Here is a 23425-nt window from a genome sequence, read left to right on the forward strand (position 1 = left end):
TTTGCAGGATAATCCTGCGACGTGCGATCGATAGGATCGTTCGACCTTGCCGCCGCCGGTCATCTGCTCGACTGTGGCGGGAACAACGAGAACGACGCCCGTGAAACGCATCTTGATTGCGGATGATCATGAAGTCGTGCGCTCCGGGCTGCGCGCAATCGTTGAAATGCAGCCGAACTGGATTGTTGCGGGCGAAGCGAGCAATGGCGAGCAGGCCATCGCGTTGGCCTTGGAGGCGAGGCCGGACATCGTGATCGTCGACTACTCGATGCCGCTCATCAACGGTCTTGAGGTCAGTCGCCGTCTCAGGGCGCTCCGTCAGCGTACGGAAGTGTTGATCTTGACGATGCATGAGGACGAGGAGCTGCTGACGGAAGCGGTCCTGGCCGGCGTCCGCGGCTTTTTGTTCAAGTCGGATGCCAGGAAGCACCTCATTTTCGCGATCGAGGCGCTGCTCGACGGAAGACCCTATTTTACCAGCGCCCTTGTCGAGAAGCTCCTGCACGACTACCAGCTCAACAAGCAGGGCAAGTCGGGCATGCTGCTGACGTCGCGCGAGCAAAGCATCGTCCAATTGATCGCGGAAGGGCATACCAACAGATCCATCAGCGCCGTTCTGAAGCTGAGCGTGAAGACGGTCGAGACCCATCGCGCTACGGCGATGCGCAAGCTCGGAATGTCGTCAACGGCCGAACTGGTCCGGTATGCGATCCGCAAGAAGCTGGTAGTGCCGTGACTATCCGTTTCTGTCTCAATCTCGAAAAACAACCCCATGCACAGTAGCCGACGCATTGGCGCCGCTGCGGCTTTTCGAATTTTACGAAAAAAACAGCTTGATCCGTCGGGCAAAACAGGGGCATGATGTCAGGATCAAGCAGCTGACCGTCAACCATGCGCCGGTTCACAAGCCCGGCTTGCATCCGACAACCGCTCTCGCCCTCTCCAGCGGGCCGAATGGCGCAGGCCTGCCCAGCAGATAGCCCTGCACCGAATCGATTCCTTGACCCCGCAAATACGCAAGCTGCTCCATTGTTTCGACACCTTCCGCCGTGACCTCCACATCGAGGCCGCGGGCCAATGTCATGATGGATGCGACGACCGCCCTGCTCGCCGGCTTGCCCGGCAGCTCGCTCGTGAACGAGCGGTCGATCTTGAGCTTGTCGAACGGGAATGAGACGACCGAACCCAGCGAGGCATAGCCGACGCCGAAGTCATCCAGGGCAAAGGTTATTCCAAGGTCCTTCAACCGGCGAAACAACAGGAGATTCTCCTCTCTGTCCTGCAGCAGCATCGATTCCGTCACTTCGAGCTCGAGCCGATGCGGCGGAAGGCCGGTTTTCATCAGCACGCCGATGATGGAGTCGAACAGCAGCCCTCCCCGGAATTGAGCCGGAGACAAATTGACCGCAACCCTGAGCTCCGCGGGCCACGATGCGGCGTCTGCGCACGCCCTTTCCAGGGTCCACCGTCCCAATGCCTCCATCAGCCCGCTATCTTCGGCAACTCCGATGAACTCATCTGGATAAAGCAAGCCTCGCGTGGGATGGCGCCATCGCACCAGCGCTTCCGCGCTGCGCGGCCGCAGGGATTCGGCCTCGCAGATAGGTTGATAGTGGAGCTCGAACTCGCCGCGCGCAACCGAAGCCCGGAGCTCATTGACGAGCCGATTGCGGTCTTGCGCGCGGCTGCGCATTTCATCTTCAAAGACATGAAATCCGCTGCGCCCGTCCGATTTGACTCGATACAGAGCCAAGTCGGCCTTGTAGAGCAGCTCTGGAACCGTAACACCATGCAACGGTGCAATCGAGATGCCGATGCTGACGCCGACCGAGGCCTCCTGCGACTCTATCGAGAACGGTATGGCGATCGCCTGCAGCAGCTGGATCGCGAGCGCTTCGGTCTCTTTACGCTCGTCGGTGGAGCTGGACTGCACGATCGCGAATTCGTCACCGCCCAGGCGTGCGATCAGGGCAGTTTCTGGAACAACCGAGACAAGACGTCCGCTTAGCTGCTTGAGCAATGCATCGCCGGCGGCATGACCGAGCGTGTCATTCACATGCTTGAAGCCGTCGAGATCAAGCAGGTAAATGATCAGCTGCTGCCGTCTTGCCTGTGTCTGGGACAGCCGTTCCGAAAGATCGTCCAGGAGAGCTGCACGGTTCAGAAGACCGGTCAACGCGTCATGGCGGGCCGCATGACTGAGCTGCGCTTCGGCCTTCTTTCGGGCAGTAATATCGACCCGGATCGCCATGTAGGCAACCGGCTTCCCGTCAGGGCCAAGCTGGGGCGTGATCACGGTGTCGACCCAGTACAGCTCGCCACTTTTGGCCCTGTTGCACAGCTCGCCCCGCCAGACGCCTCCTCGGGCGAGGCAACGGTACATCTGGCGAAAAACCTGCGGTGAATGAACCCCCGATTTCAGGACACGGTGGTTGCTTCCGACCAGCTCCTCCCTGGTGTACCCGCTGATCTCGCAAAACCGATCGTTGGCGTAGGTGATCGTGCCGCGGACGTCCGTGATCGCGACAATGACGGCCTGGTCGATGGCGTACTGCCTCTCGATCAGCTCCTGCCTCGCTTCTTCGGCCCGGACCATTGCGAGGCGAAGCTCGGTCACATCGCGGTGCCGTTCGACGAAGCCACCGTCCGACATCGGATGCATATCGAGCTCGACGAACGACCCGTCCTGCAATTCATAGGTGGTGCGGAACGCTTCGCGCCGACTTATGGCCGCCAGATAGGCGGCCAATTGGCCATTGGCCTTCGCTCCGGCCACCCGGGCATGGCGGCTTATGAGAACATCCTCGGCGGGGCGACCCGGCGAGACCTCCGAGGACGTCAGCGAATAGAGGCTGCGGTGCTGTTCATTGCCTATCACCAGCCTGGATCGCCAGTCGAAGACACACAGGCCATGAGAGCTGCTTTCGATGGCGGTGTGGAGCAGCTGCTCCCAGTTCACCTCGCGCTTCGGCGCGCGTCCGCCGACCCCGAAATCGATCGTTGGTTGAGTCATTGTGCCGCCAGACTTTTGAATATTGCGCTAGGCTGCTCGAATTTCGGCAAAGAACGTTTCCACCTCCGACCGAAGGGCCGTAGCCTGCACCGAGAGCTCTTCGGAAGCGCCCAGGAGCCTTGCCGCTGTCTGCCGCGTTTCAGTGGCGGCTTGGCTTACCCCGGTGATATTGGTGGATACCTCCTGCGTGCCCTGGGCCGCCTGCTGGATATTTCGCGCAATCTCGGCGGTCGCAACGCCCTGCTCTTCCACGGCCGCCGCGACGGCGGTCGCAATCTCGCTGACGGAGCCGATGGTGCGGCCGATATCCTGAATCGCCGCTACCGCCTCCCTGGTTGCGCCCTGAATCGAGAGAATCTGCTCTCCGATTTCGCCAGTGGCCTTCGCCGTCTGCTCCGCCAAGGCTTTGACCTCGGAAGCAACGACAGCGAAGCCGCGCCCGGCCTCCCCGGCTCGCGCGGCTTCGATTGTGGCATTGAGAGCAAGCAAGTTGGTCTGTCCCGCGATTGTGCTGATCAGCTCAACCACGTCGCCGATCCGCTGCGCCGCCTTCGCAAGGCTCTGGACCGTGTCGCCGGACCGCGCGGATTGCTCGACCGCAATCCGGACGATCTTCGTCGAGTCGGACACCTGACGGCCGATCTCCTGAATCGATGAGGTCAGTTGCTCCGTGGATGCGGCAACCGCCTGTACATTCGTCGACGCTTCTTCCGAAGCTGCCGCCACCGCGCCGGACTGCTGGGTCGATTGCGAGGAGCTTGCCGCCAGGGCATTGGCTGCGCTCTGGAGACTGTCCGCCGAACCATCGACGGTGTCCAACACCCTTTTCATCCGGGAATCAAAGCTGCGGATCGCAGCGTGGACTTTCTCCTGCCGCCTTTCCCGCTCGGCAAGCATTGCCTCCTGGTAGACGGAGATGGCGATTTCCATGTCGAGCATCACGGCGCAATTCACCGCGCTCAGGATCTCGCAGAGACGCCTATGCCTCCAGCGATAGCGCCGCGTGGCGAGCGCCACGAGCTGGTTCAGGACAAAATTATATCCACCAATGTACCAACGTGGCTCCAGGCCGATCTTGTTGTGGACCATGCCGATGGCACGGACACCCTTCAGGTATTCGTCATCGAACCGCCCGTTGAACAGCCGCGCCCAATGCGTGCCCTGCGCTGATTTCAGCCTGGGAATATCATTCCCGATCAACGCGGCAAGCTGAGGCTCACTCGTCACGTGCCGGTAGAAGCCGTCCAGAATGTGCGGAACGGCCGGCTCGGCGATGGCCCAGAATTCCCGCAACAGCTCCCCCGTGCGGGGTGCAATTCCCATGAAGCGCAGTCTCGCCTGGGCTTGCTGATCGGAGGTGGCGCAGGCGGGCAGGTCCGTCATGGTCTGGTCCTTTCAAAAGTGACTGTGAAAAGAAATATGGGAATCCGGCACCGCACCAGCTCAGTCGACCAGCCGGTCGGAGTAGCTTGGTGAGCGCCATGTCGACGGCTACGTATTTTTCGAGTGTGACGACGAGCGCCGCGATGACGAGGTCACTCGGCTCGTCGGGCAAGCCCCATAGCCGCGCGGCCAGAAGCTGAGTGCGCGTGTCGATTGCGAGATGTCGAATGATTTTCTTCATGATGCCTGCACGTCGCGCCGGAGCTCCACGTGCAGAACAATAATACCGACCGTGCTAACCCTTTGTTAGGCAAAATTGGCGGCTGCGAAGCGAATTGCGCGCCCATTGCCTGCGTCCGCGCACCTCGCTTCGGCAGTTCAGAGCCAAATTTGTGGCGATGGTCGTCGATCAGCAAACGTAGCGACAAATCTTACGGAATCAGCCCTGGTGACACGCCAAATTAGCGGGGACGCACACCCGGTTTTCCGGCCTCCCGAAACAAAAATTCGACACCGGCGCTCGCGAACGCGGCTTCGATCGCGGCAAGCGCCGGATCGTTGTGAGGCGGAGCGCCGTCCGCTTCTTCCAGTCGTCGAATGGTCGCACGCGTGATCCCCGCAGCGTGCGCCAAATCCTTGACCGACCACCGCACGAGCCCGCGCGCGGCCCTGATTTGCGCCCCCGTCACGCGGTGGGTACCGGCGCGCGCCGTATCGCGGTCCAGATCAACACTGATCCCCAGCCACTCCTTGATATTGCCTGCATCATCCAGCAGCGGCTGGCCGGTGGAACGCCTCCATTTGAAAGTACCGTCGGCCTGGAGAAAGCGGTGCACGACGTCATAGCCGCGCTTCTCCCGGCTCGCGGCCGCACAAACCCTGAGCATCTTCTCCTGATCATCGGGATGCACGAGCTGGAGCCAGCCAGATTCGGATGCGACGATCTGGCTGCCATGATCACAATTGACGACTTCGTGGATTCGACCGTCCGATTTGGCGATCCACACCACGGCTCCCGCAGCCTTGATCAGGGCACGGTACCGCTCGTCGGCAATCCGCAGCCGGTTGAGCTGATCCTCGCGGGCCGTGATATCGGTGCAGACGCCGATCGCCTTCTCCGCCGCCCCCTTCGGGTCAACAAAGACGATGATTTGACAGTAGATCCAGGCGATGTTGCCGCCGCGGCGAATGACGCGGAATTTCCGTCTGATGGTCGAGGCCTTCTGGATGACCCGCTCCACCTCGGCCTGCGCGCCTCGATCGTCCGGATGGGTCACCTGGAGGATGGCCGCAAAGGAAGGCGCTACCTTTCCCGGCTCGATGCCCAGAAGATCATGATACCCGCGAGACCAGTGCATCTCATCGGTACGCAGATTCCAGCTCCACAGTCCGCACCGCAGTTCACGCTCGATCAGACCGAAGCTTTCTTCGGTGCCTCTCTTCAAGAGGTCCAACATTTTTTTGCTCTTGATAGTCCAAAGACCTGACACTTAGCGAAGTCAGGAACATTGTCCAGCGGTGCGCCAGCCTGGTAGAGCAAGGTTCTGGCGCGAATTTGCGCCAGAACGCTCGGCAAGATCGGGAACGCCTTAGTGGTGGCGACGGCCGGTGTTTTTCGGAGCGTAGGCAAACGACTCGCTCTGGTAGGCGGGATCGCGCGTGCAGCTGCCACCGCGGCCGGAAATCATGGCAAGACACTGCTGCATGGTATCGTAGCCGCAGTCCCGCGGCGATCCCAAACCGTAGTCCAGGCGGCAATATTCGTAGCTCTTCGCGCTTGCTGGCTCCGCCGTAAACCAGAACGTCGCAGCGGCGAGTGCCGCCGCTGCGATGGTGCTCAAGGCGATGGTCTTGGTCATGTCTACACTCCGTGCTTTCGGTTCGGTGATGAAACCGACGGACAGTTAGCCGGGGCGAGCTTTCGGAAAAAGCAGATGCAGCGCGAAAGACTGTCTCGCGAATTGAGCCAATCCACTCGACCAGTCAGGCACAAAGCGCGAAGAAAGAGATGAATCCTGGAACCACTCGTCGCTACAGGCGCCGCTTCGCGCTATACGATCGCTTCTTCGGACAAGGCTGATTGCTCGGTGCGGATCTGCCGCACCTGCTCGATGACGAAATCCATCACCAGACGGGTGCGGGGCGCCAAATGCCGTCGTGACGAGTACACCAGGCTGAAGGGCAGTCCCGGCGAAGGATAGTCGCTCAAGAGACGGACCAGATCGCCTCGGCGGAGGTCATCGACCACCTGCACGAGCGGAAGAAAGGCAATGCCATATCCGACACGAGCCGCAAGATGGACCGCGGCGCCATCATTGGCGAGCATGCCGCCCGACACACGAACCTCCCGCGCGGTGTCCGGCCCCGCAAAGGCCCAGATGTCCGATCCCGGGCCGATGTCGTGGATGATGCAGGCATGGCTTGCGAGTTCGCCCGGATTGCGCGGCTCGCCGTGCGCTGCGATGTAGCCGGGCGCCGCGACCACGACACGGGCCGCTATCCCGATCCGTCGTCCGACGAGGGACGCATCGACGATGTCCCCGACCCGCATGGCCAGGTCCAGGCGGTCTTCGATCATGTCGCCGAACCGGTCGTTTACAACAAGTTCGACCTTGAGGCCGGGATTGCTCGCCAGCAGCGCCGGCAGTCGCGGTGCGAGAAAATGGCTGGCCGCGACCATGATCCCGAGGCGAACCAGGCCCACGGGCGATGCGCTCTGTCGTCCAAGCGCAGCTTCGATGGTCTCGATGCCTTCGAGCACCGGGCGCGCGAGATCGAGCAGCATCTGTCCGTCGTCGGTCAGGCTGAGCTTGCGGGTCGTCCTGTGCAGCAGACGAACGCCGAAATGCTCCTCGAGAGCGGAGATCTGCCGCGCCACGGCCGCCTTGCTGACGTCGCGCTCGCGCGCCGCAGCCGAGAATGATCCGGTCTCGGTGACCCGCACCAGTACCGCCAGGGCGCTTACGATGTCCATGTCGCGTTCAGCCGGACTGCGCTCGTCAGATGCAACGTGCTCACGGCTAGTCGCAGACGAGATACCTGCTATGGCGTCTATAAACGTAGTAGCAGTCGCTACTCGAGTAGCCGCTCGAGCGCGCGCCGCCATAGGAGTACCCGGCATAGGCGCCGGCCGCGTATGCGCCGGCATAGCTCGCAGCGCGCGCTCCATATCCATATCCGTGCACACCGCCATAGCGATAGCCGGCACCGCCGATGTTGACCGCGGTGGTCCGCGCGGCGTTCACGAGGGTCGGCCCGCCGCCGGCACCTCGCGCGGCGAGATCGGCGCGCGGCCCCGCTGCCGGACCGAGGCGAGGACCGCCAAGTGCGGCGGGACCGGGACCTGCGAAGGCTGGAGGCGCTGCTGCAGCAATGGGTGGAGGGCCCGCGGGCGCCATCGGCGGCGGCGGCGGAAATTGCGCAAATGCCATGGACGGGGCGAGCGAACTCGCCGCGATCGTCGCAGCGAAAGCAAGGACTGAACGGGTCTTCGAGAGCATCATCATCTCCATTTTAGATTTGGGGCTCGAGCACAGGCTCGGGCGTGTCGTGCGTGGGCCTCTGTTCGGCCGGTGCTTCGTGCGCAACGGCTTCGTCGGCATGTGAAGGTGATTCATCCGCCTGGTCAGGATGAATCCTGAACCACGCGACATACAGGGCAGGCAGGAACAGCAGGGTCAGCAGCGTGCCGACGATGATGCCACCCATCATGGCGTAGGCCATCGGACCCCAGAAAATCTCGCGCGCGATCGGAATGAGCGCGAGACTTGCGGCGGCAGCCGTGAGCAGGATCGGTCGCATGCGATGCTCGGTTGCTTCCACCACCGCCTCCCAGGCCGGCATCCCCTCCTTCTTCAGATCCTCGATCTGCACGATCAGGATCACGGAGTTTCGCACCAGGATGCCGATCAGGGCGAGCACGCCGAGGATGGCGACGAAGCCCAGCGGTGCACCGCTCGGCAGCATGGCCATGACGACGCCGATCAGCGCGAGCGGCGCAACGGCGAACACCAGGAACAGGCGCGAAAAGCTCTGCAACTGCACCATCAGCACGGTCGCCATGACGAACAGCATCAACGGCACGACCGCGATGATCGGCCCCTGGCTCTTGGCGCTCTCTTCCACCGAGCCTCCGATCTTGATCGCGTAACCCGCGGGCAGCTGCTTGGCAAATTCCGCCACCCTCGGCGCGAGCTGGTCGACGACCGTCTTCGGCTGCACATCGCTGACGACGGCGGCCTTGAGAGTAATCGTTGGAATCCGTGCGCGCCGCCAGATCGTGGGCTGCTCGAGCTCGTAGCGCAGATTGGCGACGGCGCCGAGCGGCACCGATTGGCCGCCGAGCCCGGGCATCTGCAAGTCGCGCAGTGTATCGATCGAGGCGCGTTCCGCTGCGGTCGCGCGGCCCGTGACATTGACGAGATAGATGCTGTCACGCACCTGGGTGACCGGCGTGCCCTGGAGCACCGAGTTCAGGGTGGTGGCGATGTCTTCCGAGGTGACGCCGAGCTGGCGCGCCTTGTCCTGGAGCACGTCGACCTTGACGACACGCGCGGGCTCCATCCAGTCGAACACCACGTTGCCGAGGTCAGGACTGCTGCTGACGACGCCGGCAAGCTTTTGCGCGAGGTCGCGGACCTCAGCGATATCGGGCCCGCTCAGGCGGTATTGCACCGGACGGCCGACGGGCGGGCCGACCTCGAGCAGCTTGACGTAGGTGTCGGTGCCGGGGAAGGTCTTCCGCAAATAGTCCTCGAACTGCGACTTGAGACGCTCGCGCGCGGCGACGCCGCCTTTGGTCACGATCACCTGCTGGCCGAACCAGGTGTTGGCGGTCTGAACATCGAACGACAGCACGAAGCGCGGCGCGCCGGTGCCGACATAGGTGGACCAATGCTCGACCGCATCGTTGCCCTGCAACTGCTCGCGCTCGAAGCGAGTCATCTGGGCGTTGGTGTCGGTAATCGAGGCATTCTGCGGCAGGTTCCAGTCGATGACGAGCTCGGCACGGTCGGACGACGGGAAGAACTGCTGCTGCACGAACTGCAAGCCGAACACAGCGAGCAGGAAGGCGCCGACCGTCACCGCAATGGTGCTCCAGCGGTGATGCATGCAGAACAAGAGCAGGCGCGCGAACAGCTGAGCTATCCGGCCCTTCTGCTCGTGGTGTCCCTTCATCCTGGCCGGCAGGATGGTGACGCCGAGCAGCGGGGTGAACAAGACGGCCACGATCCAGGAGACGATCAGAGATACCGCGATCACCACGAACAGGGTGAAGGTGAACTCGCCGGCATTGCTGCTGTTGAGCCCGATCGGGATGAAGCCGGCCACGGTAACAAGCGTTCCCGTCAGCATCGGAAACGCGGTGGACGTATAGACGTGGGTGGCCGCCTTTTCGAGCGGATCGCCGATCTCGAGCCGCGCCACCATCATCTCGACCGCGATCATGGCATCGTCGACCAGGAGGCCAAGCGCGATGATCAGGGCGCCCAGCGAAATGCGCTGCAGCGAGATGCCGCAATAGGCCATCACCACGAAGGTGATCGCGAGCACGAGCGGAATGGCGATGGCGACCACGAGCCCCGCCCGCAAGCCCAGGCTCAGGAAGCTGATGCCGAGCACGATGATCACGGCCTCGAACAGCGCTTCGGTGAAGCCAGAGACCGCATGTTCGACCACGACGGGCTGGTCGGCAACGAGATGGACACCGACGCCGATCGGCAGGTCGGCGATGATCCCGGCCATCTCTTTCTTCAGCGCCTCGCCGAACTGGAGCAGGTTGGCACCGGACTTCATGCCGATCGCAAGTGCAATGGCGGGCTGACCATTGTATCTGAACAGCGTTGATGGTGGATCGGCATAGCCGCGCGTAATGGTCGCGACATCCGTCAACGGGAAGAAGCGGTCGTTGATGCGCAGATTAACCGCCTTCAGGCTCGCCTCAGAGGTGAACTGGCCGTTGACGCGGACGCTGATCCGCTCCGGCCCCTCCTGGAACACGCCTGATGGCGCCACCGCGTTCTGGCCTTGCAGCGAATTCATGATGGCGTGGACATCGAGGCCGAGCGCCGCGGTCTTGCGGGTGGAGAATTCGAGATAGATCACCTCGTCCTGCGCACCGAGAATGTCGACCTTGCCGACGTCCGGCACCGTCAGCACCTTGGCCCTGATATCCTCGACCTGGTCGCGCAGCTGTCGCTGGCTCAAGCCGTCGCTGGTGAAGGCATAGACGTTGCCGAACACGTCGCCGAAACGGTCGTTGAAGCCGGGCCCGATCACGCCTTGGGGAAAATCGCCCCTGATGTCAGCGATCATGTTGCGGACGCGCACCCAGGTCGGCTTGACGTCGGCGGCCTTGGTCGAATCGCGCAAGTAGACGAACACGGTGGTCTGGCCCGCGACCGTCACGCTCTTGGTGTAGTCGAGCGATTCCAGCTCCTCCAGCTTCTTCTCGATCCGGTCGGTGACCTGACGGGTCATCTCCTCGGGCGAGGCGCCCGGCCACTGCGCCTGGATCACCATGGTCTTGATGGTGAAATCAGGATCCTCCTGTCGCCCAAGCTGGAGATAGGCAAACAGGCCGGCCGCCATGAAGGCGATCATGAAATACCAGACGAGCGAGCGATGGCCGAGCGCCCAGTCGGAGAGGTTGAACGACTTCATGGCTGTTGATCCTGTTGGATGCGGACGTGCTGTCCCGGCTTGAGGCTGTGAACTCCGGCGGTGACGATTCGAGCGCCTGCGGCAAGCCCGCCGGTGACGCGGATGCCTGCCGGTTCGGCGACGCCGTCGATCTTCTGCAACGAGACGGTGCCGGTGGTTTGATCGACCACCCAGACGAATTCGGCACCGTCCTTGCTGAGCACCGCTGATGCGGGCAGGCGCAAGACCTTGCCCTGGTCCTTGCCGAGCCTGGCCGTGACCGTCGCGCCAAGGCGGAAGCTTTCGGGCGGATTCTCGAGCGCAATCCGAACGCGGCGCAGCCGCGTCAGCGCATCCGCCTGCGGCGCGATTTCACGGATCCTGCCCTCCACCTCGACGGCGGGAAGGAGCTGCAGGCTGACGGTGAAGGCGAGCCCCACCTCGAGCGGCACGGGAAAGTCTTCCCCGATATCGACGACCGCCTCGCGAATGTCCGGCCGCGCGACCGTCACGACGGTTTGACCGGGCGAGACCACCTGGCCCACTTCCGCACCAACGGCGGTGACGACGCCGCCGAAATCGGCCTTGATCTGGGCATAGCCGAGTTGCTCGATTGCTTTCGTCAGGCTCGCCTGCTCCTGTGCGACGCTCGCTTCGGCTCCGGCGCGCGCCTGCTCGGCATTGTCGAGCGTCTGTTTCGTGGTCGCCTCGCTGGTGATCAGCGTCCGTTGCCGCTCCTCCGTGGCCCTGGCCGTCGCAAGCTGCGCCTCAGCCTTCGCAAGCTGGGCTTTGGCGGCGCGAACGGCGAGATCGAGCGCGGTGGGATCGATCGTGCCGATGATTTGTCCTTCGCCGACGATGTCGCCAACATAGACCGGGCGCGAGGTCAGCCGTCCGAGCACGCGAAAGCCGAGGTTGGTCTTGTAGCGCGGCTCGACGACGCCGACGGCAATTGTGCTGTCGCCGCTATCAGGCTTGGCCAGCATCGAGAGCACGGGGCGCACGGACTCCGGCGCGTTCGTCTCCTGCTGACACCCGGCGAGCAGCGAGGCCGCCGCGAGCGTGCCGGCAATCATCATGATCGGTCGCTTCATGACCGTCCTCCCGCTTCAGTAACCGACTGGCCAACGCTCAAGAGCTTGCCGCCGTCGACGACGACGCGCTCACCGGGCTCGAGGCCAGCCTTGATCAGCACCTGTCCGGCCTCGTATGCGCCGACCGTGACCGGCTTCAGCGACGCCGTCTGCGTCCTGGGGTCGACGGTCCAGACGGCAGGCTTGCTGCCCGCGGCCATCAGCGCGCTCCAGGGCAAGGCGATCTCGTTCTGAGGCTTCGCCTTGACCGTTCCGGCGACGGCGCTGCCCAATGTCATCGCGGCCGGCGGATTGTCGATGGACACCTTGACGCGGATCGTGGAGCTCTTCGCATCGATCACAGGTGAAATCTCTCTCACCTCGCCCGCCGCTGTCACATCGGGATCGGAGACGAGCGCCAGCGTGACGCGGCGGCTGTCGGTCTGGCCGAGGAAGGCGGATTCATAGACCTCGAAGACGGCATCCCGCTCCCCGTCCTGCGCGAGCGAGAACACGGGTTGCGCGGCCGGCACGACCTGGCCGACCTCGAGATTTCGCGCGGTCACGACGCCGTCGGCTTCGGCGCGCAGCACGGTATAGCCAAGCGCGTCCTGCGAGGTGCCGAGCTGCGCCCGGGCTGCTTCCAGCACGCCCACCGCCGTTCGCAGGCCCTCCTGGGCCTGATCGTAGACGGTGCGGGTGGTGAAGCCGCTCGCGATCAGCGCGCTCTGGCGCTCGAACGTTGCCTTCGCCACGCGCAGCTGAGCTTCGGCGGAGGCCACTGCCGCGGTCGCAGCATCCACGTCGGCCGCCTGCTCGGCCGGATCGAGCCGGGCGAGGACGTCGCCCTTGTTGACGTGAGCACCAACGTCCACGGTGCGAGCAACCACACGTCCGCTGACGCGGAAGGAAAGATCGGCACGGAAGCGGGCCTGGACCTCTCCCGTCAACGTGATGGCGCCTTGCCGGTCGCGCGGCTGCACAATCGTGGTCCGGACCAGCGTGGCCCGCGTCGCCGTCTGCGCCGCGTGATCATTGCAGCCGCTCAGTGCGATACTGATGAGCGCGCCCGCTGCGGCGAAAACCTTCACCGCACGCGGCGCCATGATCGGATGGGAGGATCGGCTGGTCATGGCGCGACCGTCGGATGGGACAGCGTCAAGAGCCCGGCGAGCGGATCCTGGGATCGGCGGGAAGCGAGCGCTGTGTCAGTCGAAGCGGTGGCTCGCGTGCGGCGCGGCGCCCTCATCTGGCGCGTCGCGATGGTCCAGTTTGCGTCGCGTTCGCGCTCGGTCAGCGGGAACGAGAGGACGATCGAGGTGAATTCGGTGCCAAGGCCCTGCTCGATCCGGCCGCCGAGCGCTCTGGCGATATCCCGCGCGATCCGCAATTCGCGGTCCGAGGCCTCGCGCGCCGGACGCGAGCCGTTGTCCAGGATCACGCAGTTCACCAGCGCGCCGGTCCGCGTCAGCTTGACCCTGATCTGCCCCGGTCTCGCCTCGAAGCAGGCATGCCGTGCCGCGTGCATCACGAGCTCGTGGACGATCAGCCCCAGATACCAGCAGCGCTCCGGCTGCAGCGCGAGGGACTGCATCGCGAATGCCAGCTGAATGTTCATCCGGTCCAGCACCGCGCGCCGCATGCCACAGCCGAGCTTGCGGACGTAAGTCGCGGCGTGGGTCAGCGTGTCGCCCGCGGGCATGGCCAGCGCACGATGCACATCGGAATAGCCCTGCAGCAGCTCGACCACGTCGCTCAGCGCGCATTTGGCTTCCGCTCCCTCGACCCGGATGGCCGCGGCGGAGACCAGGTCGATGGCGAAGTCAACGCCATTGCTGACCCTGTGGTGCAGCTCCCGCAGCAGCGTGCCTTCCTGCAAGCCGGGCGGTTCTCGGTTCAACGGAATCACGACATTCTCCTCATCTGGATCGAACGATCGGGCCAACGTCCACCTGCGCGGCCCGGATGGTCCGGAAGCGCTCGCCAGGCCTGCCAAGCGGCACCCGGCGAATAATAAACTATACCGTATATTTTCTTTTTCTTGCCTTTCTTCCAGGGCCATGTCAAGCGGGAAAGCGATACGCACAGACTCGTGATTTCGGAGGCCCAACAATGAAGAAGACGAAGCGAGGCAGACCGCCCAAGGATTCGGCCGGCGACGCGCAGGCGCGCATCCTCGATGCCGCCCAGCAGCTGTTTCTGGAAAAGGGCTATCGCAGCGCCAGCATCGACGACATCTCCGAACTCGCGCCCGCGAGCAAGCCGACGATCTATGCCCACTTCCCCGGCAAGGAAGCGCTGTTCGCGGCGGTGGTGGCCCGCACGGTCGAGGGATTGACTGATTTCCAGGGATTCTCGCCGGAAGGCCGCACCATCGAGGACAAATTGATGAACCTCGGGACCGCAATCGTGGAACGGTTCGTGGAGGAATCGGTGGACTTGGTCCGCGCCACTATCGCTGAATCGCAGCGATTTCCCGAACTGAGCCGCAACGTTCATGACACCGCGCGCGATCGCTCTCAGGCCGCGGTGTCCCAGCTGCTGGACGACGCCACGCAGAAGCTCGCGCGCAACCCGAGAGGCCCTTTCAGCGCCAGGCGAAGCCGCGCCACCGCCCAGATCTTTCTCGACTTGATTCTTTTGCCGATGCTGTTCCGCTCGCTGGTCGGCGAGACGCCGAAGGACCTGAAGAAGGAGCTTCCCGGCTTCGTGCGCGAGCGCGTCGGATTCTTCCTGGCGGCCTGCGAGACGGACTGGTCGCACTAGAATTGCGGCCAGTCTTGTCTTCGGCGCGAGCGACGCTGCTTCAGCCGGCCCTGAGCTGCCCATGAGGTATCACCTTGGCCGGCTGCAACGATGGCGCGCGACGCAAAGCGCTCGTACAAAATCTCAACATTTCTTCGAAGCTTGGTCGCAGCACCACAGCGCCGACCCTCGATGGGTTGAGATGGACGTCCATGGCTTCCAGCAGGCAGCAGGTCAGCGCCATCGGGCTGCCGCCCTGCAGTTCGCCGCGTGCTTGCCCCGTGCCGATGATTGGTCGCACCAGCCCCCGGATCCTGTCGTGATAGGCGAGGACGACTGTCCAGTTCTGACGAGCAGCCAACGCCACCAGATCCTGCACGCGCCGGTGCTTCGCCGATCGACCTTCATTGCAGTCGGCAATCGCTTTCAGGATCGCCGCCAGGCGCTGCAGCGCCGGCCCCTGGGTCCGGGCCGCCTCAGCTGCAGCACTCACCGTCTCGTCGAGCAGCTCTGCGACCACAGCCTCTTCAATCGACCGCTTCGAGGGAAAGAAGCGGTAGACGTTGGCCGAGGACATCGACAGATGCTGCGCGATATCAGCAACGGTGGTCTTTTTGTGTCCTATCTCGCCATAGAGATGGATGGCGGCCTGCACGATCTTACAGCGGGCGCTGCTCGATCGACCTTCAATCCGGCTGCGCATGATGTCTCTCACTGCGCCGGAATGGTCATCAGCTCGCGGCGGCAGGCCTCGCCGAAATCGCGCAAGGGATCCATCTCCTCGATGAATTTCGGGAGATCGACGAATGTGCGATTTGGCGAGAGATACGTCTCGATGATCAAGTGCCCGGCTCTCTCGGCGGCCTGAACGACCTCGCTGCTCGACAAGATCCGCATGCGCCCGACCAGCGTATAGAGGCTAACCAGTCGCGGGATTTCGGCCTGATCATTGACCAGGGCCTCGGCGTAGAGCCGTGACGCCTCCTCGATGAAGCAATGGTACAATTGTTCGCGCTTCGAAAACGAGCGGGCATGATGAAGCTCGCGACGTTTCCGGCGGCCGCTGAACCATCCGCTGACGATGGTCGAGAGCGCGCCGAACGCAGAGCCGCCGAAGGCAGCCAGGGCCGGTATGTACACCGTGCTCATGAGATCGCTCCTGTCTCCTGCCGCGATGCCGATGCAATTCAGGGTAGGAACCCCGCCGCACCGGTTGCGGCATCAATCCTTATCTGCCCCTGGCCGAACCGGTGCTGGCTTGGTCGAACACCGCCTTGCACGCTTCGCTCAGGTTCGATTTCCTCTGCCGCAGACAGGCTTCGACACCCGACGGGTCCGGAATGTAGGCGCTGCACAGACGAAAGGCGTCCGGCGCACAGGCCGCCCTCTGCTCCGCGGTGCCCTGGTTCTCCTGAGCTGATGCTGATGCGCTGCTAAGCGCAATCACGACCGCTGCGAACAATATTTGCGTCAATCTCGTCATGTCGGATCCTTTCTTTGCTCGAGGCTTCTGGTCGGGCGGAGCCTCACCGCCTTGATCCTGCACACGCGCTTGTGAGGTCCTCGTCTTGACAGCATTCGCTGCGCGTGATTTATATGAACTATACGGTGTATTTTATTAAGGAGACGGAGAATGTCAACCGTGCTGTTCGCATTGATGCGCGAAAATCCGCTGCCCGGACTTGCCGCCGCATCGCTGAACATCGTCGTCGCCATGTATCTCGTGGCGCTGAGCCTGCTGCTGGGAATCACGATCGCGATGATCGCGTCGGCTCATTCGTTCAGCGAGCGCAAGCCCGGCACTATCAGGCTGGAGCGGAGGACGATCGGATGACGCCGGCCCTGCTGATCGCCCGGGACTGCATCATTTGCTGGGTCAACGCCTGGATAGCGCCGATCGAATATGTGTTCGACGTGATCGAGGCGGAGCTCGCGCGCAGAGGCGTTCCACCCGCCCAGTCCGACAATTTTACGCACGCCGCTTGAAACGATGCCGGGTGTCCCGACAATGCTGAACTTCATCGAAGTGTTCGACGTGATGGAAGTCGATCCGGACAGCGGCGAAGCCGTGTGGACCGGCGTCACCGGTACGCTGACGGCGCTGAAGCGTGATGGATTCGCCATGGATCCGAAAGTCGCAACCTATTGTCCGACCGATTGGCTCGACGAGCGCGGCTATCTCGACGCCGCGCTTGCGCGCCGGCATCCGCGCCCGTGGAGCATCTGAAGATGAGACTGTGTGATTCCACTGCCGGGAGCGAGCTGTCGTGAGCCGACGATCTGCCATGTTCATGCGCGCAAGGCAGCCGATCGATAGCGCGCTTCCTCTACGCGGCTATTTCCTGTCGGTGGGCGGAGCTCTGGTCTGCTTGTTATGGTTGGCGGACTGGGCGCTGCCGGCGCAACTGCCGGGTCGCTCTTCCGAGCCGAATCCCGCACGGCCTGAAATCCGCATCCACTCCGACGTGAAGGGACCGGAGCTGGTCACGATCGATACCAATCAGCCCCTGCCCGCGCCCTCCGACAAGGAGATCGTCGTCGCCCACGCGCCTGTTGCAGGCGACTGACCAACCCAATCGAGATTGATCCGATGTCCAAGAACCATTTGTTTGCAGCGATCGTGTGGTCCGCTGCGCTCGCCGCGACCGCAGCGGTCGCTGACGTGCGGAATTCCGCTGATGCAACCAAGCAGGCCGCGAGCGAGCAGAGCGATGCCGAAGAGGCAGCGATCCGCCGCGTGCTTTCGGAGTTCCGCACCACCCGCGTCCCGCTCAGCCAGGCGATGGCGATAGCGGAGCGCCTGCACAGCGGATCGAAGACGGCCGACATCAGCTTCGAGATCGCAGGCCCGCCCGTGTATCGCATCCGCACGCTCAGAAATGAGCGCGTCTGGGAAAATGCCATCGATGCAAAGACCGGAGACGTCACGGGCAAGGAGACGACATTTTCACTCAAGGAGCTCGATCGGGAAGATCTCGCCAAGATCGTCGCCCTGAAATGGATCAAGCAGGAATTGTCTGATGCCGTGCAGGTCGCCGAGAAGGCTGCAGGAGGCAACGCTCTTGCCGGCGGATTGATGCGACAAGACGGCAGGCTCAACTTCGTGGTCGTCGTCGCATCCGGGGACCACTTGAAGGAAGTGATGCTCGAGCCGCCCAAGATCAGAAGGCAGGCTTCGGGCGATCGTTGACACGGGCCTTCCCATCAATCCTCAAAGAGCAAACTCCATGAACTTCCAATCCCGGTCACAGCTTTCATCCGCACAGCGGCAATTGCCATTCGATTGCATCGCCCTGCTGTTGCAGGGCGGGGGTGCGCTCGGTGCCTATCAAGCCGGCGTCTATGAAGCCTTGGACGAAGCCAGCATTCATCCCGATTGGGTCGCCGGCATTTCGATCGGCGCGATCAATGCCGCCATCATCGCCGGCAATCCGCCGGAGTCCCGCGTCGACCGTTTGCGCGATTTCTGGACCCAGGTCACTTCGACGGCGCCGTGGGAGTGGTCCGCTCTCAGCGATTGGGCAAAGACCGACAGCACGCGCAACCTCATCAACCAGATGAGCGCCGGTCTTGCGGCCACGTGTGGCGCAACCGGCTTTTTCTCCGCCCGTCCCATCCTGCCCTGGCTGCAGCCCAGCGGAGCCAGCGATGCGACCAGCATCTATGACACGCGCGCGCTCAGGACCACGCTGGAGCGCCTGGTCGACTTCGATCGTCTCAACGCCGGGCTGACGCGCTTCAGTGCCGGCGCCGTCAACGTCCGAACCGGGAATTTCGTCTATTTCGACAACACGACACATACCATCCAGCCGGAGCACATCATGGCCAGCGGCGCGCTGCCGCCCGGCTTTCCGGCCGTCGAAATCGAGGGCGAGCACTACTGGGACGGCGGCCTCGTCTCCAACACGCCGCTGCAATGGGTGATCGAAACTGATGCGCCGCAGGACATGCTCGCGTTCCAGGTCGACCTCTGGAGCGCGCGCGGTCAACTTCCGCGCAACATGGCCGAAGTCGTCACGCGCCACAAGGAAATCCAGTATTCGAGCCGCACGCGCGCCAGCACCGACCAGTTCAAGCGGGTGCAGCGCCTGCGGCGCGCGCTGACGGATCTGCTCGGCCGGCTGCCAGAGGATCTCACCCAGCATGAGGACGTGAAGCTGCTCAGCACCGCGGTCTGCCGCAACGTCTACAACATCGTTCATCTGATCTATCGCGCGCGCAATCACGAAGGCCATTCCAAGGACTACGAGTTCTCGCGGCTGTCGATGCAAGACCATTGGCGCGCCGGCTATCACGATGCGCTACGCACACTGCGCCATCCCGAGGTACTCGCCCGGCCTACGAGCCCCGACGGGGTCTTCACCTTCGATCTCGAACATGACGGCCGCGAATAGCCCCAACCCATCGCCTGGAGAGAACATTGATGCGCGAGACTGATGTGAAACAACGCGCCTTCGCCATGCCGCTGACGAACCCGGCTTATCCGCCGGGGCCGTACCGGTTCGTCGATCGCGAATACCTGATCATCACCTATCGCACCGATCCAGCCAAGCTGCGAGCCGTGGTGCCGGAGCCGCTGGAGGTCGACGAGCGAGAGGCTCTCGTCAAATACGAGTTCATCCGCATGCCCGATTCCAATGGCTTCGGCGACTATACGGAAAGCGGGCAAGTCATTCCCGTCTGCTTCCGCGGACGCAAGGGCGGCTACACGCACTGCATGTTCCTCAACGACGAAGGACCCATTGCCGGCGGGCGCGAGCTATGGGGCTTCCCGAAAAAGCTCGCGCAGCCGACGTTGAGAACCGAGATCGATACCCTGATCGGCACGCTGGATTACGGCCCGCTGCGCGTCGCGACCGGGACGATGGGCTACAAGCACCGCGAGGCCGATCTGACGAAAGTCAAGGCAGCGCTCAGCGAGCCCAACTTCCTGCTCAAGATCATCCCGCACGTCGACGGCAGCCCGCGGATCTGCGAGCTCGTTCAATACCGGCTCGAGGATGTCGTGCTGAAGGGCGCCTGGACCGGGCCTGCGGCCCTCGCGTTGACGCCACATGCGCTGGCGCCCGTGGCCGAACTGCCGGTACTCGAGATCATCTCCGCCGTCCACGTCCGCGCCGACCTCACGCTCGGCCTCGGAACGGTGGTGCATGACTATCTGCGGCAACAGGCGCGCGGCTCGATCCGAGCCGGTGAGAGGGCCCTGGTCTTTTGACGCCAATTGCGCGTCGCATCCGGGGCGATGCACAGATGCTGCGCGCACGTTACGAAGAAGCATATGAGATGGACATTTCTGAGCATGTCTCCTGTCAAGCAAGCCAACCGGAACGAGACCAGGCACTGTCTCCAGCTCAACTTCGCGGAAGATAACCGTCATGCGAACGCCCTGCGCGTCTGCGAGGCGCTTTTCAGTGAGGATGTGCTGCCAGGCGATGCCAAGCTGATGGCCCCGAGCGACTTCTACGCGGCGATTGCCTCCGGACCATCTCGCACTCGGCCAACAGCCAGGGACGAAGAGGTAGCGTTGCTTCCCTTTCTCGCGGCCTGAGGGACCGCGCATCAAACGGCGAGGCAATTGACCCAAGTCAACACGAGCAAAGCCAGGCCCGGACATCATCCAAGTCGAACAGTCACGGAGACGATCATGTCAGAACAGAGCAGCATGCATTTTTACCTGAATTGGGCCAAGGAGCGCATCGACGAAATGGACGCCGCCCTCGCCTCGTTCGAGGTCAAGGCGGGCGAGGCCAAGGCGGAGTCCAAGGTCAAGGCCGAGCAGATCATCGCCGACCTGAAGAAGCGCCGCGACGAATTTCAGGTGCAGCTCAAGGCACAAGCCGAAGCCGGCGAGGCAGCCTGGGCACGCAACAAGACAGAGCTCGAAAAGCAGTGGAACGGCTTCGAGGCGCAGATGAAGGTTTACTTCGAGAGCGCCGGCAAGCAGCTCGGGCAGCAGCAGGCTACGTTCAAGGACATCGCCGCCGCGCAGGCGAAGGCCTGGCGCGAGGCGGCCGACAAGTTCCGCGAGGCGGCCGGCAAGGTCGCCGCAACTCATACCGGGGATTTCGATGCCGCCCTCAAGCAGATGAAATCCGATGCGTCAGAGGCCGAGGCACGTCTGCAGAAGCTGAAGCAGGCCGGCAGCGAGTCGTGGACGGTGCTGGGCGCAGCGCTCGCCGAGTCTCGCAAGGCGTTCGATCAGGCCAATCAGGCGGCTTGGAATGCGCTGAAGGGCTCTGGCGCGAGGTGAAACTCAATCACGGGCAGGCAAATCCCCCGGGACATCTGCACCTATCGGCCTGCGAATTTCGGACGGCCGACATTTCCAGACGCAGATATCTCGGGCGGACGCCCTGCGTTTCGGTATCAAACCGGCACGAGAGCTCCGCTTTCCGCCGCGCGCTTGACTGCGTCGATCACGCCGAGGGTTTTCAGCCCTTCGCGCCCGCTCACCACAGGCTCGGCCGTACCGCGGATAACCCCACAGAAATTGGCGATCTGCAGACCAAGCGGGTCTGCCTTCTCATAGCTCAACCGCTCGCGCTCGATCGGCGCCCACCAGCTCGCCTTGCTTGGGTGATGCCATAGGTCGAGTTGCGGAATGGCCAGCGATGCCCTCGTGCCGCCGATCTGGTAGCACGCCTCCTGCGTATGGGTGTAGGCCGGGTTCTCACCGGCGGTGAATTCCCAGCTCCAGGGCGACTGGATGGTATCCGAGACATTGACCGTTCCAAGCGCGCCGGAGGCGAAGTGCAGGATGATCACCGCGGTCTCCTCGACCGCGTTTCCGCGCAGCCGATTGGATTGCGCGGCTTGCACCGCGACGATATCCCCGCACAGGTACCGCAACAGGTCGACATCGTGGATGAGATTCAGGAAAACAGGCCCCGCCCCTTTCTCGCGGCGCCAGGCCACGTCGAAATAGTCGTCCGGCTTGATCAGCCAGAACATGCCATGCACCGAGACGATCTGGCCGAGCCGGCCGCTGTCGATCTCCGCCTTGGCGCGCCGGATCATCGGATTATGCCGGCGGTGATGGCCGGTGAGCAGCGGCACGCTCGCCCGCTCCGAGGCTTCGACCAGCCCCTGCGCAGCGACGATCTCATCCGCCAGCGGCTTCTCGATCAGCGCCGGGATGCCAGCCGCGATACAATCCATGCCGTTGGCCACGTGCATCTGGTTGGGGGTGGCGACAACCACCCCCTCCGGCCGATTTCCGGAGAGCATGTCCTGAAACGACGGAAACCAGTCCACCTTCAGCGATGCCGCCAGCTCTCGGGCCGCCGGCATCGGATCGACGATTGACGACAGCATCGCCTCCGGCCGCGCGAGAACGTGCTCGATGTGTCGCTTGCCGATGAGGCCCGCTCCCATGACCGAGAGGCGGACGGGTGCGCTCATGCAGTGCTATCCCTTCGTCTCATCAAGCAGCTTGGCCACACGCCGCAAGCCGAGCAGGTACCCTTGAGTGCCGAAGCCTGCGATGACCCCATCGGCCCGTTTGGAGATAAACGAGTGGTGACGGAATTCCTCGCGCTTGTGCACGTTGGAAATATGCACCTCGATCACCGTGCCCTCGAACGTGTTCAAAGCATCCAGGATGGCGACCGACGTATGGGTGAAAGCTGCGGGATTCATCACGATCCCGGCAGCCGTCTCGCGCGCCTCGTGGATCCAGTCGATCAGTTCGTATTCCCGGTTGGATTGATGGAAGCGAAGCTCCAGGCCGAGCTCCTTGCCCAGCGCCCGACAGTCCCGCTCCACGTCCGCAAGCGTCTCGTGACCATAGATGTGGGGCTGGCGCTTGCCGAGCAAATTGAGATTTGGGCCGTTGAGGACGTAAACTAGACGACTCATAAGAGAACTCCGTTCAGTGATGGGCGAGGATTTCGCCAAGGAACTGCCTGGTGCGGGCATGCTGTGGATTGCGGAAGAACGCCTCGGGCTCGCCTTCTTCGATGATCTGGCCTTCAGCCATGAAGATGACCCGGTCGGCGACCTGGCGGGCAAAGCCCATCTCGTGGGTGACGCAGATCATGGTCATGCCGTCATTGGCGAGGCCGATCATCGTATCGAGCACCTCCTTGACCATCTCAGGGTCGAGCGCCGAGGTCGGTTCATCAAACAGCATGACCTTGGGCTGCATGCAGAGCGCGCGCGCGATCGCCACACGCTGTTGCTGTCCGCCCGAAAGCTGAGCCGGATATTTCTCGGCCTGGTCGCCGATGCGAACGCGCTCGAGATATTTTCGCGCGGTCGCTTCCGCCTCGGTCTTGCCGATACGGCGCGCGCGGATGGGCGCGAGCATGCAGTTCTGCAGGACAGTCATATGCGGAAAGAGGTTGAAGCTCTGAAAGACCATGCCGACGTCCTGACGTACGACATCAATGGCCTTGATGCTGTCGTCAAGCCGATGACCGTTCACCACGATGCTGCCCTGCTCGATCGCCTCGAGACGGTTGATACAGCGGATCAGCGTCGATTTGCCTGAGCCAGACGGGCCGCAGAGCACGATCTTCTCGCCCTTGCGCACGATGAGATTGACATCACGGAGAGCCTGGTACCCGCC

General features: G+C 63.1%; 26 protein-coding genes. 11 read left to right on the plus strand and 15 right to left on the minus strand.

Features of this window, described 5'->3' with window-relative positions:
• Window positions 1-100: 100 nt before the first annotated feature.
• Window positions 101-736 (plus strand): response regulator, encoded by a 636-nt coding sequence (locus tag AOQ71_RS22285; RefSeq protein ID WP_057751052.1) that lies wholly within the window; start codon window positions 101-103, stop codon window positions 734-736.
• Between the two features lie 165 nt (window positions 737-901).
• On the opposite strand, the gene AOQ71_RS22290 is transcribed toward AOQ71_RS22285, so the two are convergent.
• The 10 genes from AOQ71_RS22290 to AOQ71_RS22335 all read right to left on the minus strand — a co-directional run bounded on the left by AOQ71_RS22290 (window position 902) and on the right by AOQ71_RS22335 (window position 14020).
• Window positions 902-3013: an EAL domain-containing protein gene (locus tag AOQ71_RS22290; protein ID WP_057751055.1), complete on the minus strand. Its 2112-nt coding sequence runs from the start codon at window positions 3011-3013 to the stop codon at window positions 902-904.
• Between the two features lie 27 nt (window positions 3014-3040).
• On the minus strand, window positions 3041-4396 hold the full coding sequence (locus AOQ71_RS22295) for a globin-coupled sensor protein (RefSeq protein ID WP_057751058.1): 1356 nt from the start codon (window positions 4394-4396) through the stop codon (window positions 3041-3043).
• Between the two features lie 461 nt (window positions 4397-4857).
• Window positions 4858-5853 (minus strand): PAS domain-containing protein, encoded by a 996-nt coding sequence (locus tag AOQ71_RS22300; protein ID WP_057751061.1) that lies wholly within the window; start codon window positions 5851-5853, stop codon window positions 4858-4860.
• A gap of 132 nt (window positions 5854-5985) precedes the next feature.
• Entirely contained in the window at window positions 5986-6255 is a 270-nt protein-coding gene (locus AOQ71_RS22305) for a DUF3551 domain-containing protein (RefSeq protein ID WP_057751064.1), read from the minus strand.
• A 191-nt stretch (window positions 6256-6446) separates the two neighbouring features.
• On the minus strand, window positions 6447-7370 hold the full coding sequence (locus AOQ71_RS22310) for a LysR family transcriptional regulator (protein ID WP_057751067.1): 924 nt from the start codon (window positions 7368-7370) through the stop codon (window positions 6447-6449).
• Window positions 7371-7416: 46 nt separating this feature from the next.
• Window positions 7417-7908, minus strand: a complete 492-nt coding sequence (locus AOQ71_RS22315) for a hypothetical protein (protein ID WP_245317068.1) — start codon at window positions 7906-7908, stop codon at window positions 7417-7419.
• A gap of 1 nt (window position 7909) precedes the next feature.
• A complete protein-coding gene (locus AOQ71_RS22320; RefSeq protein WP_057751070.1) occupies window positions 7910-11059 on the minus strand; it encodes an efflux RND transporter permease subunit in 3150 nt (1049 codons plus the stop codon).
• Window positions 11056-12132, minus strand: a complete 1077-nt coding sequence (locus tag AOQ71_RS22325; protein ID WP_057751073.1) for an efflux RND transporter periplasmic adaptor subunit — start codon at window positions 12130-12132, stop codon at window positions 11056-11058. The genes AOQ71_RS22320 and AOQ71_RS22325 overlap by 4 nt, the downstream gene beginning before the upstream one ends.
• The gene (locus AOQ71_RS22330; RefSeq protein WP_057751075.1) at window positions 12129-13244 is read right to left on the minus strand and encodes an efflux RND transporter periplasmic adaptor subunit; all 1116 of its coding nucleotides are present in this window, start codon (window positions 13242-13244) and stop codon (window positions 12129-12131) included. The genes AOQ71_RS22325 and AOQ71_RS22330 overlap by 4 nt, the downstream gene beginning before the upstream one ends.
• On the minus strand, window positions 13241-14020 hold the full coding sequence (locus tag AOQ71_RS22335) for a sensor histidine kinase family protein (RefSeq protein ID WP_245317069.1): 780 nt from the start codon (window positions 14018-14020) through the stop codon (window positions 13241-13243). Before AOQ71_RS22335 ends, AOQ71_RS22330 begins: the two co-directional genes overlap by 4 nt.
• Window positions 14021-14076: 56 nt before the next feature.
• Between AOQ71_RS22335 and AOQ71_RS22340 the strand changes: the two genes are divergently transcribed.
• Complete coding sequence (locus tag AOQ71_RS22340) at window positions 14077-14877, plus strand: TetR/AcrR family transcriptional regulator (protein ID WP_245317070.1); 801 nt, start codon at window positions 14077-14079, stop codon at window positions 14875-14877.
• A 40-nt stretch (window positions 14878-14917) separates the two neighbouring features.
• On the opposite strand, the gene AOQ71_RS22345 is transcribed toward AOQ71_RS22340, so the two are convergent.
• Window positions 14918-15511, minus strand: a complete 594-nt coding sequence (locus AOQ71_RS22345; RefSeq protein WP_245317071.1) for a TetR/AcrR family transcriptional regulator — start codon at window positions 15509-15511, stop codon at window positions 14918-14920.
• A gap of 56 nt (window positions 15512-15567) precedes the next feature.
• The gene (locus tag AOQ71_RS22350; protein ID WP_057751084.1) at window positions 15568-16005 is read right to left on the minus strand and encodes a hypothetical protein; all 438 of its coding nucleotides are present in this window, start codon (window positions 16003-16005) and stop codon (window positions 15568-15570) included.
• A gap of 484 nt (window positions 16006-16489) precedes the next feature.
• Between AOQ71_RS22350 and AOQ71_RS22360 the strand changes: the two genes are divergently transcribed.
• The 9 genes from AOQ71_RS22360 to AOQ71_RS22395 all read left to right on the plus strand — a co-directional run bounded on the left by AOQ71_RS22360 (window position 16490) and on the right by AOQ71_RS22395 (window position 21106).
• Window positions 16490-16690, plus strand: coding sequence for a hypothetical protein (locus AOQ71_RS22360; RefSeq protein WP_057751086.1), 201 nt, complete (start codon window positions 16490-16492; stop codon window positions 16688-16690).
• Window positions 16687-16842 (plus strand): hypothetical protein, encoded by a 156-nt coding sequence (locus tag AOQ71_RS46360; RefSeq protein WP_167353992.1) that lies wholly within the window; start codon window positions 16687-16689, stop codon window positions 16840-16842. Before AOQ71_RS22360 ends, AOQ71_RS46360 begins: the two co-directional genes overlap by 4 nt.
• A gap of 22 nt (window positions 16843-16864) precedes the next feature.
• Window positions 16865-17083 (plus strand): hypothetical protein, encoded by a 219-nt coding sequence (locus AOQ71_RS22365; RefSeq protein WP_057751090.1) that lies wholly within the window; start codon window positions 16865-16867, stop codon window positions 17081-17083.
• 58 nt (window positions 17084-17141) lie between these two features.
• Window positions 17142-17423, plus strand: coding sequence for a hypothetical protein (locus tag AOQ71_RS22370; RefSeq protein ID WP_057751092.1), 282 nt, complete (start codon window positions 17142-17144; stop codon window positions 17421-17423).
• 23 nt (window positions 17424-17446) lie between these two features.
• A complete protein-coding gene (locus AOQ71_RS22375) occupies window positions 17447-18046 on the plus strand; it encodes a PepSY domain-containing protein (RefSeq protein ID WP_057751096.1) in 600 nt (199 codons plus the stop codon).
• Window positions 18047-18083: 37 nt separating this feature from the next.
• Complete coding sequence (locus AOQ71_RS22380; RefSeq protein ID WP_057751098.1) at window positions 18084-19250, plus strand: DUF3734 domain-containing protein; 1167 nt, start codon at window positions 18084-18086, stop codon at window positions 19248-19250.
• A 29-nt stretch (window positions 19251-19279) separates the two neighbouring features.
• Window positions 19280-20071, plus strand: a complete 792-nt coding sequence (locus AOQ71_RS22385) for an acetoacetate decarboxylase (protein WP_057751101.1) — start codon at window positions 19280-19282, stop codon at window positions 20069-20071.
• Window positions 20072-20155: 84 nt separating this feature from the next.
• Complete coding sequence (locus tag AOQ71_RS22390) at window positions 20156-20404, plus strand: hypothetical protein (protein ID WP_157083620.1); 249 nt, start codon at window positions 20156-20158, stop codon at window positions 20402-20404.
• Between the two features lie 96 nt (window positions 20405-20500).
• Window positions 20501-21106 (plus strand): sll1863 family stress response protein, encoded by a 606-nt coding sequence (locus AOQ71_RS22395; RefSeq protein WP_057751107.1) that lies wholly within the window; start codon window positions 20501-20503, stop codon window positions 21104-21106.
• Window positions 21107-21222: 116 nt separating this feature from the next.
• Here AOQ71_RS22395 and AOQ71_RS22400 read toward each other — a convergent pair whose 3' ends face one another.
• The 3 genes from AOQ71_RS22400 to AOQ71_RS22410 form a co-directional block, all read right to left on the minus strand.
• The gene (locus AOQ71_RS22400; RefSeq protein WP_057751110.1) at window positions 21223-22257 is read right to left on the minus strand and encodes a Gfo/Idh/MocA family protein; all 1035 of its coding nucleotides are present in this window, start codon (window positions 22255-22257) and stop codon (window positions 21223-21225) included.
• 6 nt (window positions 22258-22263) lie between these two features.
• Window positions 22264-22713 (minus strand): type II 3-dehydroquinate dehydratase, encoded by a 450-nt coding sequence (aroQ, locus tag AOQ71_RS22405; RefSeq protein ID WP_057751113.1) that lies wholly within the window; start codon window positions 22711-22713, stop codon window positions 22264-22266.
• 13 nt (window positions 22714-22726) lie between these two features.
• A partial coding sequence (locus AOQ71_RS22410; RefSeq protein WP_063958286.1) for an amino acid ABC transporter ATP-binding protein occupies window positions 22727-23425 on the minus strand: 699 nt, incomplete at its 5' end.

The organism is Bradyrhizobium manausense (assembly GCF_001440035.1).
Classification (GTDB): Bacteria; Pseudomonadota; Alphaproteobacteria; order Rhizobiales; family Xanthobacteraceae; genus Bradyrhizobium; species Bradyrhizobium manausense.